Here is a 12,539-nt window from a genome sequence, read left to right as displayed (position 1 = left end):
TGGAGGAAATCCATCCGTTCCCCCTTTCAGGGTCAGGGGTTAGGGATATTCTGAATAAACTCTCTCTATCTATAAAATGGTATGAAAATTGCTATAAATTCCCAAATCATTCAGATGATTGGTCGTCGATGATTCGTTCGGGCTATCGGAAGTAACGGCTTTTGGCTTTTTATGGACCGGAAAAAGACCCTTTAACCTTATCGGAAACGATTGATGATGACGGTTCAGGACCGGCTAGTCCGCATAGAAAAAAGTTTGTCCCTTTCCGGATGGATTTCTCCGGGGGATGTCCGATTCCTTCTCGATGCGGTGGCGGACCTGAGAGAAAACATTTCTCCTTCCAAGTTGCTTCTTCCCTCTCTGCCCCCCAGTCAACCTCCTGAAACGTTCGACCTTCCTTCTCCCGAATGGTTTATTTCCGAAGATTCCAATGACTCCGAAGGGAAAAGATGGCATGTCAACCAGAGTGTCGAACGGATCTACCAGGCTCTTGACGGGGGGGAGTTCCATCTCTATTACCAGCCCAAGGTGAATATGCGACTTGGGAAGGTTGTGGGGCTTGAAGCGCTTATTCGCTGGGAACATCCCGAATTTGGTCTGATTCCGCCTCTTTCCTTTCTCCCGCAAATTGAAGAAAGTTCCCTGATCATCGATATCGGAGAGTGGGTCCTCGACAAAGCCCTTCATCAGATCGACCAATGGCAGCAGATGGGGCAACTGATTCCCGTGAGCATCAACCTGTCAGTCAATCACCTGACACATCGAGCATTCCTGATCCGTCTCAAAGACGCCCTTTCCCGCTATCCCGATCTTCCCCCTCATCTGATCGATATCGAGATTGTCGAGTCCGTCGCCATCGGAGACTTGAAAGCCATGTCCCAGTTGATGGTCGAATGCCAGCAAATGGGAGTGACCTTTTCCATCGATGATTTTGGAACAGGCTATTCCTCCCTTCGCTATCTCAAGAGACTTCCCAGCAACACCTTGAAGATCGACCAGTCCTTTGTCCTTGGCCTCCTTCATGACTCGGGAGACATGGAGCTGATCAAGGCGGTCATCGCCCTGGCCCAGGTCTTTCATCGGTCGGTGATCGCGGAAGGGGTTGAGTCTCCGGAAGCGGGCGTCGTACTGATGTGGCTGGGCTGTGATCTTGCCCAGGGGTTCTGCATTTCCCGGGCTCTTCCGGGAGAGGAGGTCATGGATTGGGTAGGAAACTACAAGCCGGATCCTTCATGGGCCCTCTGGTCCGGGGTCAAGTTCGACCTCACCGATGTTCCTCTTCTTCTGGCCCAGTATGACCATTCCGTCTGGGTTTCCCGCATCATTGATCAAATCCAGCACTCCCAGTCAGGGCTTTATGCGATCGGTATGGAGGACTATGCCATATGCCGGTTCGGACGATGGTATTCCGAAGACGGCCGGATCAAGTATGGAGACTTCGAGGGATTTGTCGAGATCGGCAAACTGCATGAGGAAATGCATCTTGTTGCAGAAAAGGCCCTTGTTTTCCTGAATTCCGGAAGGTGGGATGAAGCCACTCTCTATGGGGAGAAGCTTGTGGCCCTGAAGGAAACCCTTTTTTCAGGACTTGCAAATATCCTGAGCGCCATTCGCCTGTCTCACGCTTAGCCGCCGACCGCTGTCAACAGTCCCCTGATCAGGTCCAGAGGCTCCGGTGGACAACCCGGAATATGAAGATCGACCGGAATGACCTCCGAGACGCCACCAGCCAAAGCATAGCTTCCCTTGAATATTCCACAGTCATATCCGCAATCTCCCACCGAAACAACGAGTTTCGGGGACGGCATTGCGTCAAAAGTGTCGAGGAGAGCTTGCCTCATATGAAGGGAGACAGGGCCTGTGACAAGGAGAAGGTCTGCATGCCGAGGAGAGGCGACAAATTTGAATCCCAGATGCTCAAGCATGAAATAGGGACTATTCAGCATTCCGATTTCGATCTCACACCCATTACAGGAGCCTGCATCGAGGTGGCGGATGGAAAGGCTGTGTCCAAATCGCCCGAACCCCCGTTCCAACAGTTTTTTTGAAAGATCTCTCAACTCCTCCTGAGTTTCGGGCGTTTTTTGGGTGACTATGCCGGTTTTGAGGATCCTGAGAAGAATATGATGCACGTATGCTCCATCTGAACGGCTATCCTGACACTCCTACAGGTCGTGGCCCGAATAGCTTGGGTTGAATGATTTATTGATCAGGGGGAAATCGGCCACAAGGTTTCCGGGTATGGCCATCTCAAGTGCCGGCCAAAGGATCCAGGAAGGGTCATGGAAGTGGCTGGCCATGACAATGTTCCCGCCCCCAAGTCTTGACCAGCAGAGAATCTCGCCACGCCAACCCTCGACTGCACTGATTCCTTCCCGTCCCTTCACTCCGCTGGGAGGCTCTGTAAAGATTTCACCTCCGGGCAACTTCAGAAGAATTTCCCTGACGAGCCTCAATGACTCCCTGACTTCAAAAAACCGGACCGCCACCCGTGCCCGGACATCTCCTCCGGTTTCAAGCGCCGGAGTGAAGTCCATTTCGTCATAAGGAGGCAATTTCCAGAGGCTTCTCAAGTCCGATGGCTGACCGCTCGCCCTTCCGCAAACACCACAAAGACCCATTTTTTCTGCGATATCAGGAAGAAGGATCCCTGTTCCAAAAAATCGGTCCTGAAGCCCCCCGTGTTCATCGAAGATCGTCTGGAGAATTTCGATTTCCCGAAGAATCCGCGCAGCTTCTTCGGACATTGCGAGAATGGCCTCAGGGGCAAGGTCTTTGACGACCCCACCGGGAAGAACAAGATCCATAAGAAGTCGATGGCCAAACAGGGTTTTGTTCTGTCTCAGGAAATCCTCTTTCAGGATCAGAAACTGGGAAAGACCAAAAGAAAGCCCGGCATCATTGGCCAATGCTCCAAGATCGCCGAGATGATTTGCGATTCTCTCCCGCTCAAGGAGCAACCCTCTCAAAAATTGGCCTCTTTTGGGGATTTCCATCCCGATAGCCGCTTCTACAGACAATGAATACGCCAGAGAGTGGCCCACTGTTGTATCTCCGGAGACCCTCCCGGCAAGCTTGACCCCCTTCGTCCAGGGAAGGTCCCGGGAAAGACCGTCGATCCCCTTGTGGGTATACCCCAGACGTTCTTCCATTCGAAGCACCTTTTCTCCCACCACCTGAAAACGGAAATGGCCGGGTTCGATCATTCCGGCATGAACAGGACCGACCGGGATTTCGTGAACCCCTTCTCCTTCCACCCTGACAAATGGGTAATCCCCCTTTTCCGGATGCTCCGGAAGATCCCTCCCTGTCAAAGGAGCCTTCTCCCAGTATCCATGGTCCAGCCATCGGCGTCCGTCGTGGTTGTCGGGAACAGAAATCCCCCAAAGATCCTGTATGGCCCGTTCCATCCTGGATGCGCCCGGGAAAAATGGGGCGATCGACGGGATGTGATTGACCTCTGGTGGAAGGGATAACCGGCCAACCATGAGTTTATTGCCGTTGAAGTAAGAGGAGAAGACGAGGGAGAGATCTTCGCCGACAAATGCCCAGATCGAGAGGAGACGAGCTTTTGAGAGATGCATGTTTTGTGCAAGCCGGACATACCCTTCACTGTCTACGTCCTCTACTTCGATGAAGGAATCTTTGGGAAAATCGGTTTCTTGTTCCACAGGAATTCTCCTAGCCAATGAAGCGCGAGGCGTTTTGGTACCAGTGAGCGAGAAATGGCGGAATAAAGATTCCCAGGACAAGAACGAGGGCCAGATGGAGAAAGACCGGAAAAAGAGCCGGCGGGTGGGAAAGATTTTCTTTGACCCCTTCCCCAAGGACCATATTTCCAACCCGGAAAAAAATGACTCCGAACGCGACAGCAAGACATAAAAGAAGGATGGGGGTTGTCCAGGGAACCTGTTTCATGGCAACGGTCAGGACAATGAATTCACTGGCGAAGACTCCAAAAGGAGGCATGCCAAGAATGGCAAAGCTTCCGAGCAGAAGACCCCAGCCGAGCCTGGGCATTCTTTTGAGGAGGCCTTGGATCTGGGACATCTGCTGGGTTCCATTGATCTGGGTTGCATGGCCCACGGAAAAAAAGATGGAGGATTTTGTCAGGCTGTGGACGGTCATATGCAAAAGTGCGGCGAATGTTGCCAGTGCTCCCCCCAATCCAAAAGCAAATGTTGCAATCCCCATGTGTTCGATGGAGGAGTATGCAAACAGTCTTTTGACATCCTTCCTTCTGAGCATGGAGAAAACAGCGACAAGCATGCTCAGAAGTCCAAATCCCATCATCATCTCACTTGCAAGATTGGTATGGAGGGCTCCGTCAACCAGGACCTTGCAACGGACAAGAGCATACAATGCGACATTTAAAAGAAGTCCCGACAACACCGCCGATATTGGTGTCGGGCCTTCCGCATGGGCATCGGGAAGCCAGTTGTGAAGCGGAGCGAGGCCTACCTTGGTTCCATATCCCACCAGGAGAAAGACAAAAGCGATCTTCAGGACAGTGGGCTCAAGCTGGAATCGTATCTGGAAAAGATGCGTCCAGAGAAGGGCGCCTCCTCCTGGGCCCAGGATCTTTTCCGCTGCAAAATATAAAAGGATCGTCCCAAAAAGCGCTTGGGAAATTCCGACACCGCACAGGATGAAGTATTTCCATGCGGCTTCGATACTGGCCCGGGTCCGGTAGAGGCTGACGAGGAGAACCGTTGCCAGAGTCGCTCCCTCGATTGAGACCCATAGGATCCCGAGGTTGTTGCTGAAAAGAGCCAATAGCATTGTAAAGAGAAAGATCTGGTACGCGCTGTGGTAAAGCCTCAGGATCTTGGGTGTGACCTTGCCTTTTTTTTCCTCGATTTTCATGTAGGGTCCAGAAAAGATCGCTGTTGTCAGCCCTACGAAAGCGGTCAGGGAAATCAGGAAAATATTGAAAGAATCGACATAGAACGTTTCCCTGAAAACCAGGATGGGTCCCGATTCCAGAACTTTTTTGGCAAGCAGCAGGGAGTCGATGAATGTGAGGAGAGTCATTCCGGCATTCAGGAGATAAGCCCAGGGCTTGTGACCCATAAGGGCCAAAAGAACAGATGCGATGAGTGGTATTGCGAGAACGGAGAAAACCAGCATTAGCCCTCCTCTTCCCTGAGCTTTTCAAAATATTTGAGATCAAGACTTTCGAATGTCTCGCGTATCTGGAAAAAGAAGATGCCAAAAATAATCGCGCCGATCAGAACGTCAAGAGCAATCGCCAGTTCAACCACCATGGGCATGCCATAGGTGGCATTGGTGGCGGAAAAAAGAAGTCCATTTTCCATGGAGAGAAAGCCGATGATCTGGGTCATGGCTTTTTTCCGGGTGATCATCACCAGAAAGGACAATAGAACGCAGGCAAGGCCAACCCCGATGAGACTTCGGGTGACGGTGCTTGCCGCTTGCAGGATAGGTTCCGCCAGGGAAAAGGAAAAAACCACCACTCCGATGCCGATGATCATGGTCACGGGGACATTGACCAGTGTTTCGATATCTCCACCAATATTCAGTCGTCTAGAAAGGTCCCGGAGGATCCATGGAAGCAGGATGACCTTCAGTGCCAAAGTAAACAAGGCGGAATAGTAGAGATTGGATTCTCCGGATAAAAACGCCACCAGAAAAATGCTCATGGAAAGAAAAAATCCCTGGAAGGCAAAAAGGCGGATCAGGGAAAGGGTTCTCCTCGATGCAAGCATTGCAAAGGCGACAAGAAGAATGAAGGCTCCGAGAAGATTGACCATTTCAATCCCGAAGGGAGATTCATGGGCAAGTGACATTCATACCTCCAGGATGAAGTGGGATAAAAACGCGATCACGGCCAAAAGGTAGGCTGCGGCCAGAAATTCTGGCGCCCGGAAAAGCCGGAGTTTGGCAAGCGTTGACTCCAGAATGGCCAACAATGGAGCCAGAATGGAAAGCTTGAGAATAAGATAGGCGAATCCTGCCAATAAACCCTGGAAGGATGCTCCATGGGAGATACCCCATGGAAGAAAGAATGAAATGATGATCGAAAAGTAGACCAGAAGCTTGATGGAACTTCCCCATTCCATCAATGCGAGATGTCGCCCGGAATATTCCAGGAGCATTGCCTCATGGATCATGGTGAGTTCGAGGTGTGTGGAGGGATTGTCGATGGGAAGTCTTGAGTTTTCAGCCAGAATGATGAGGAAAAAGGATGTCGTGGCAAAAACGAGGCTGGGGTAAAGGGTAAAATGTCGGCTTCCAAGTGTTTCAGCAATGGTGGAAAGGGAGGTGGACCTTGAAATCAGCGATGCCGTGAACAGGATCATCATTGTGGCCGGTTCGGCCAGAAAAGCGATCATCATCTCCCGTCTGGCTCCCAGGTCGCCAAAGGGTGTTCCGATATCCATGGCGGACAGGGCCATGAAAATGCGCGCCAGGGAAAACACCCCAACGAGAGCGATGGCGTCAGCTGCCGGTCCAAAAGGAAGAGCGGTCGTCACAGCCGGAACAAGTGCCGCTGCCAGTCCCATGGAGCCAAAAACAATGTAGGGAGTCATCCGGAAAAGAGGAGAAGCACCGGTAGCGACGACCGCTTCTTTTCCCAGAAATTTGAAAAGGTCCCGGTATGGTTGAAGAATTCCGGCGGATTTTCGATTTTGCAGCCAGGAGCGCCACATATTGATCCAGCCGAGGAATATGGGGGCAAAAAAGATCACAAAGGCTGTCTGGAACAGCTCATCAATGCTTTTGAAAAGAAGATCCGTGATCCACTGGTGTGGATCGGGGTTGATGGGTGTCATGGTGATTTGACCAGAAAGAGAAGAAACAGGAGTGTCAAAAAACTATAGGTAAGATAGACGGAAATTTTTCCTGTCTGGAGTTTTCCGAAAAGGGCGGATAATTTTTCCACCAGTTTCTGGATTGGCCGATAGAATAAAAACCAGCTTTGGTCATCAATTTCCACAAAAAAAATGGGTTTCTCATCGGTTGGCAGGGGAAGATGTCTTGTCATCCTGTAAGCCGGAGAAAAAAAATGCCGGATGGGTTGTGAGAACGAGTCGGCCGTATCTTGCATCCGGGAGGTTCGCACGGGATATCCACAGTTCCAGGAGGATGTTTTGCGCGTTTTTTTGTTAAACAGGAATCGGATTGCAAAAAACGTCAACATTGTTGCGCTGACAATCACGACAAGAAAGATAAACGGACTATAACTGGCCCGTTTTGCGGATTCGGGAACAAGCCAGAGCCATCCGGCTCCGTTTGCGTCTTTACCCAGACCTTCACCTGTCAGGGAGACGGATATGGTTTCAAGGTGGCTGACGACGAACGTCGGGAGACAGCCCAGTGCCAGACATCCCGCAGCAAGCCAAAGCATCCCGAGCCGTTCAAAAACCGTTGCTTCATGACGTTCGGGTAGCGGTTGAGTTCTGGGAACTCCCAAAAATCCAATACCGTAGACTTTGACAAAACACATCGCTGTCAAGGCGCTGACCAGGGCGAGTCCGGCCGCCGAGAGGGCGACAAGACTGCGAATGCCGCCGGTATCGAGAAGAGGGACCGAGAGGGCGGTCTGGAAGGTGAGCCACTCCGATACGAAACCATTGAGCGGGGGGATTGCCGAGATGGAGAGGATCGCGACCAGGTAAAGAGCTGCTGTCTGGGGCATTGAGCGGATAAGCCCCCCCATCCTGTTCAGATTTTTTTCACCGGATGAGTGGAGGATGGAGCCGGCACCCAGAAAGAGGATCCCCTTGAAGACCGCGTGATTGAGGCTATGGTAAAGGGCTGCGATCAGACCGAGTGCCCCCGGAATGGGGTGACCTGTTCCAAAAAAAATGACCGAAAGTCCCAGCCCCATGACAATGATTCCGATATTGTCGATCGACGAATAGGCCAGAAGACGTTTCAGATCATTTTGGGTGAGGGCAAACAGAATTCCGAAAAGGGCGGTGAACAACCCAATCGCAAGAACGACCGCTCCCCATTTCCAGGACAGATTCTGGACGCCGATCAGGTTGAACCAGACCCGGATCATTCCATAGATGGCGACTTTGAGCATCACGCCACTGAGGAGTGCCGATATGGGTGACGGAGCGACGGGGTGGGCTTCGGGAAGCCAGATGTGAAGGGGAAAAATTCCCGCTTTGGCCCCAAATCCAAAAAAAGCCAGAAAAAAGGCCATGGCCATAAGAAAAGAAGAATGGTGCCCTTTTGCCATGGTATCGAAAGCATATCCGGAAAAGTCCGACAGACTTCCTCCCGAGGAGAGAATCCCAAAGGACAGGAAAAGGGCGAGTGTACCGATATGGGCAAGGAGCAAATAGAGGAATCCCGCCTGCCGGACCACATCCTTTTCGTGGTCGGTCACAACCAGAAAGTATGATGTCATGGCCATCGATTCCCATGAAAGAAGAAAAAGGTATGAATCGGCCGAAAGAAGAACGAGTGTCATGGATATCAAGAAAAGATTATACTGGAAAGACAAAAAACCCAGATCGGACCTATGGTGATCTTCTTTAAAATACCCTGCCGCAAAGACAGAAATGCCGAAGGAGACGAACCCTATGAGCAGAATGAACAAAGAAGAAAGGGCATCCTGATGAAGGTGAAAGGGAAGACCTGGAAGGCCGAAAGGGATGATTTTGGTCTGGGGAGATCCATTTAAGCCAGTAAAGCCGGATATCGCCAGCAGAAGGCTTCCATTCGCACTCGGAAGAAACATCTGATAGAGGGGTACGCTGGGGACTTGTGAGAGAAGGAGCGACAGGATGGCCAAAACAAACCAGAACACAACGGCCGAAAGAGATAGGTCTAACGGAGTGAAGGAAAAAATCATTCGATTCGTCCCGTGACAGCTGTCCTGTCTATTTGTGATAAGTGTTCATTAAAACGAAATCCTGACTTGAGCCGTCCCCAGTCTGCTTTTTGGGTCCCGAAAGTATCTAAGTCAAAAGCACCTTTACAAGTATCTCCCTATTTCCAGTTTAATTCAACGTTAATTATTCTGAACAGGTTTGTCGGAAAACCTGTATCTTTATTCATGGATGAACTCTCCGATGGATTTTGTTAGTCTGAACACCAAAAGGGTTTTGTCTCTGTCCAGGGTCCGGTCGTTAAAGGTGCTTTTGTTGTCCATAGGATGTTTTGGAGGGGATTCGCATGGTTCTGGAAAAAGCCAGGAGTATTTCGTTTGTCCTGTTCCTCCTTTTTGCGGGAGTCATGGGTGTTACCCCTTCATTGGCCTCTGATCTTCCCTCCTTTTCCGGTGCGACCGGATGGATCAACAGTCCTCCTCTCACCGATGGCTCCCTTCGGGGGAAGGTGGTCCTGATCGATTTTTGGGAGTATACCTGCGTCAACTGTGTCCGGACATTTCCCGTCCTCAAACGCTGGTACCGCACCTACGGACCCAAAGGGCTTGTTCTGATCGGTATCCATACACCTGAGTTTTCTTTTGCCAGGAAAGAAAACCATGTCGCTTACGCTGTGAAGAAGTATCATCTGGAATACCCGGTGGCGATCGACAGTGACAGAAGACTCTGGGACCGATTTCACAACCATTACTGGCCGGCCCAATATCTGTTTGACCGGAATGGAAAACTGATCTTTCACACGATTGGTGAAGGAGATGACGAACGGATGGAAGCCGCTATCCGGGGGGCGATCGGGGTGGGGGCAAAAGCTCTTGAATCTTCTTCTGCTCCGGATTTTCCGGAATCGATGACCCCCGAACTTTATGCCGGGACAGAGCGTCAGTCATTGTCTCCCCCCCCCGGATTCGTTTCCGGGGAACCGTTTGTCTACCCGAAGGGGCCCGTTGTTTCTGACAATATCAATCTCTCCGGGAGCTGGATTTCAACCGCCGAATTTGTCCGTCCCGTTTTTTCCGGTGGACACCCTGAATTGACGCTTCCTTACCATGCCGCTGGCGTGAGGTGTGTCCTTCGCCATGAAAAAGGGGCAAAGCCTGTCAGGATCCTGGTTTTCCAGGACGGAAAACCTGTCTCCAGAAAAGTTTCGGGTGAAGATATCCGGTATGATCGAAAAGGCGAATCGTATCTTCTGCTTCGAGCTCCAAGAATGTACACGCTGATTTCCCATCAGAGCTTTGGTGGTCATACCCTGACGCTGGTACCGGCAGGTCCGGCCGTGAGGATTTATTCTTTCACCTTTGATCCCACCTGAAAGGGAAAAACATGAACGAAAAAGGGTATCGCTTGCTGAAGGTCGATGTTCCTTCCGGGGAGGCCCAGAATGTAGCAGACTGGCTGGTCAAGAAAACCAAGCTCCCTGTCCTGGAGCAGGAAGTTTCCGGGATTGTCAGGCTCACGGCATCTCTCGAACGTCTTGATAGTCTTGAATCCCTTCTGGTAAGGGAGTCGGTCAAATCCATGGGCGCCATAGAGGCCACCGATGAGTTTCTTCCCGGAGAGGACTGGGAAACCCTGTGGAAAAGTCAGGGATTCCAGAGATTTCTGGTGAATCACTGGCTTTCAATCATTCCCGAATGGGATACCGATCCCAAGCCTGCAACGCCCTTTATACGGATTCATCCGCATCTGGCTTTCGGAACCGGACTTCACGAGACGACGGGGAAGTGCCTGTCGCTTCTGGTCGACTATTATCCAAGGGTTCCTGTCGAAGGGGGAAAAATTCTGGATTTCGGGTCGGGTACCGGGATTCTGGGCATTGCGGCACTTGTATTGGGTCACGGAGACTTTCTTGTCGCTGTGGACAATGATCCCCTTGCGGTTGAGGCGACTTTGGAAAATCTGGAGCTGAACGGTCTCAAGCAATTTTCGAAAACGGGGCTTTCTCCTGAAACCCCGGGGGATGGTTCCCCGTTTGGAAACGACGGGAAGTTTCGGCTGATCATCGCAAATGTGACGGGAGGAGTTCTCGTAAACTGGATTCCGTATTTGTGGGAGCTTCTTGAACCGGGAGGGGCGATGGTCCTGTCAGGGATTTCAACGCGAGAGAGGAAAAAGGTGGAAGAGATCCTTCCGGCTCCAAGATCCTTTCACAAGGCAAAAAAATTTCACACATTCTGGCTCAGAAAGGCGGACTTTTGAGTCAATATCATCCGAAGTTTTCCTCTTCCCCGATTGTGGAGACGTTGAGGAGCTCTCTTAAAAACAGGATCTGTCTCGCTCTTGATGAACCGGATGTTGTCCGGGCCCGATCCCTTCTTCTGGCGATCGGAGATATGGTCGGAATGATCAAGGTGGGTCCGGTCCTTTTCATGCGGTCGGGAATGCGTTTTCTGGAGGAGATTTCCGACCGGGGAATTCCTCTTTTCCTTGATCTGAAATGGCATGATATTCCCAACACGGTTTTTGGTGCGATCTCCGGTCTATCCCTGCCGACACTCAGGCTTTTGACGGTCCACGCTCAAGGGGGGGAAGCAATGATTCGCGCGGCTAGGGAAGCTTCCGACAGTCTTCCTGGAGTCTCGCCGCTGGTTTTGGCTGTGACACTGTTGACCCATCTGGATGACCGTGAGCTTGGCCGGCTCGGAGTCTCCGACCGCGGGGCGGGAGTACTCGGACTTGGGAGTTTGGCCCTGGAGTCCGGTGCGCATGGGCTGGTGATGGCTCCGGGTGATCTTTCATCCGCAAGAAACCGTTTTGGTGGGGCGCCCTATCTTGTGACTCCCGGAATCCGTTGGGAGGAAGGGTCTGTTTCCGGCGGGGGCAGAAAGGATGACCAAGTCTTGGCGGGAAGTCCCAAAGAGGCACTTCTGGGTGGATCGGACCTTCTGGTGATCGGGCGTCCCTTTTTGAAAAGCCAGGACCCCAAAAGATTACTCGAAGATCTTCTTTCCTCCGTCTGAACTAGCGTTTTCGCTTCTGCCTGTTGAGAAAAGCTCCGCCGTTTATCCCGCAGAGCTTTTCTCACAAGAATCATGGGAGGATGGGTATGGCAGAGTTAAAACCGGCGGGAGTCCCTTTTCATTTTCTGGATATTTTCACCAATTTTCAGAATTTTTTCTGAAGTCAGATCACGAATCGTGAGATTCGCTTCTTCGTCCCCGGCAAAATTGCAAAGGGCAATGGTATAGCAGCCTGTCCCGCCACGAATGATTTTCAAGGCCAGATTGGAATAGTGGCAATGGACCCCGACGAACAGGCAAACGTCAATTTTGTTATGCCAGATCGTCAGGTTGGGGTGATTCGGATTGATTTCAGCTTCTGGATCAATCTTTGGGTATTTTGGGCGATAGTCCGGCATTGGTATGATGTTGATCCCACATGTTTCAGCAACATGTGCCACGGCATTGGCCATTTCAATGGCTTGAGCATTCCATCCCCAGAGCACAAGCGGACCCGGAAAGATGGTGGGAACTTTTGCATGGGCCAGTTGTCTGGCGGCCTCTTCAATAGCCTGATCCTCAAAAACCCTCAGCCCCAAAATGGATCCTTGCCCTTCGACTGGCAACGTTACGCCCATCATGGCCGCAGCTGGTGGAAGAAATCCTTCTGGTCCCCTTGAAACCTGGTATGGCTTCATCAATCCTCCTGTTCATTATTGGGTTACATGTT

Annotated in this window: 11 protein-coding genes; 4 read left to right on the top strand and 7 right to left on the bottom strand. The window is 51.3% G+C overall.

Going from position 1 to position 12,539, the window contains the following annotated elements; genetic code table 11:
- The first annotated feature begins 213 nt into the window (after positions 1-213).
- On the top strand, positions 214-1,629 hold the full coding sequence (locus LFE_RS12670) for an EAL domain-containing protein (RefSeq protein ID WP_050989539.1): 1,416 nt from the start codon (positions 214-216) through the stop codon (positions 1,627-1,629).
- Here the strand turns inward: LFE_RS12670 and LFE_RS12665 are convergent.
- The 6 genes from LFE_RS12665 to hyfB are packed head-to-tail and all read right to left on the bottom strand — an operon-like array spanning position 1,626 to position 8,833.
- Positions 1,626-2,132: an NADH-quinone oxidoreductase subunit B family protein gene (locus LFE_RS12665; RefSeq protein WP_014450617.1), complete on the bottom strand. Its 507-nt coding sequence runs from the start codon at positions 2,130-2,132 to the stop codon at positions 1,626-1,628. The two genes, LFE_RS12670 and LFE_RS12665, sit on opposite strands and share 4 nt — an antisense overlap.
- Before the next feature lie 33 nt (positions 2,133-2,165).
- Positions 2,166-3,671, bottom strand: coding sequence for a hydrogenase large subunit (locus LFE_RS12660; protein ID WP_014450616.1), 1,506 nt, complete (start codon positions 3,669-3,671; stop codon positions 2,166-2,168).
- A 10-nt stretch (positions 3,672-3,681) separates the two neighbouring features.
- Positions 3,682-5,130: a hydrogenase 4 subunit F gene (locus tag LFE_RS12655; RefSeq protein ID WP_014450615.1), complete on the bottom strand. Its 1,449-nt coding sequence runs from the start codon at positions 5,128-5,130 to the stop codon at positions 3,682-3,684.
- Positions 5,130-5,810: a formate hydrogenlyase gene (locus LFE_RS12650; RefSeq protein WP_014450614.1), complete on the bottom strand. Its 681-nt coding sequence runs from the start codon at positions 5,808-5,810 to the stop codon at positions 5,130-5,132. Before LFE_RS12650 ends, LFE_RS12655 begins: the two co-directional genes overlap by 1 nt.
- The gene (locus LFE_RS12645; protein ID WP_014450613.1) at positions 5,811-6,797 is read right to left on the bottom strand and encodes a respiratory chain complex I subunit 1 family protein; all 987 of its coding nucleotides are present in this window, start codon (positions 6,795-6,797) and stop codon (positions 5,811-5,813) included. It abuts the gene before it with no gap.
- Complete coding sequence (gene hyfB, locus LFE_RS12640; RefSeq protein ID WP_014450612.1) at positions 6,794-8,833, bottom strand: hydrogenase 4 subunit B; 2,040 nt, start codon at positions 8,831-8,833, stop codon at positions 6,794-6,796. Before hyfB ends, LFE_RS12645 begins: the two co-directional genes overlap by 4 nt.
- A 323-nt stretch (positions 8,834-9,156) precedes the next feature.
- Here hyfB and LFE_RS12635 point away from each other — a divergent pair, with 323 nt between their 5' ends.
- Genes LFE_RS12635 through pyrF form a run of 3 tightly spaced genes read left to right on the top strand, consistent with a single transcriptional unit; the run spans position 9,157 to position 11,830 of the window.
- Positions 9,157-10,182, top strand: a complete 1,026-nt coding sequence (locus LFE_RS12635; RefSeq protein ID WP_014450611.1) for a thioredoxin-like domain-containing protein — start codon at positions 9,157-9,159, stop codon at positions 10,180-10,182.
- 11 nt (positions 10,183-10,193) lie between these two features.
- Positions 10,194-11,069, top strand: coding sequence for a 50S ribosomal protein L11 methyltransferase (locus LFE_RS13390; RefSeq protein WP_014450610.1), 876 nt, complete (start codon positions 10,194-10,196; stop codon positions 11,067-11,069).
- A 44-nt stretch (positions 11,070-11,113) separates the two neighbouring features.
- Positions 11,114-11,830 (top strand): orotidine-5'-phosphate decarboxylase, encoded by a 717-nt coding sequence (gene pyrF, locus LFE_RS12625; protein WP_041775135.1) that lies wholly within the window; start codon positions 11,114-11,116, stop codon positions 11,828-11,830.
- A 95-nt stretch (positions 11,831-11,925) separates the two neighbouring features.
- Here pyrF and LFE_RS12620 read toward each other — a convergent pair whose 3' ends face one another.
- Positions 11,926-12,507: a carbon monoxide dehydrogenase beta subunit family protein gene (locus LFE_RS12620; protein ID WP_014450608.1), complete on the bottom strand. Its 582-nt coding sequence runs from the start codon at positions 12,505-12,507 to the stop codon at positions 11,926-11,928.
- Between the last annotated feature and the right edge of the window lie 32 nt (positions 12,508-12,539).

Origin of the sequence: Leptospirillum ferrooxidans C2-3 (genome assembly GCF_000284315.1) — a bacterium.
Taxonomy (GTDB): domain Bacteria; phylum Nitrospirota; class Leptospirillia; order Leptospirillales; family Leptospirillaceae; genus Leptospirillum; species Leptospirillum ferrooxidans.
This window is presented reverse-complemented; position numbering and strand designations above follow the sequence as displayed.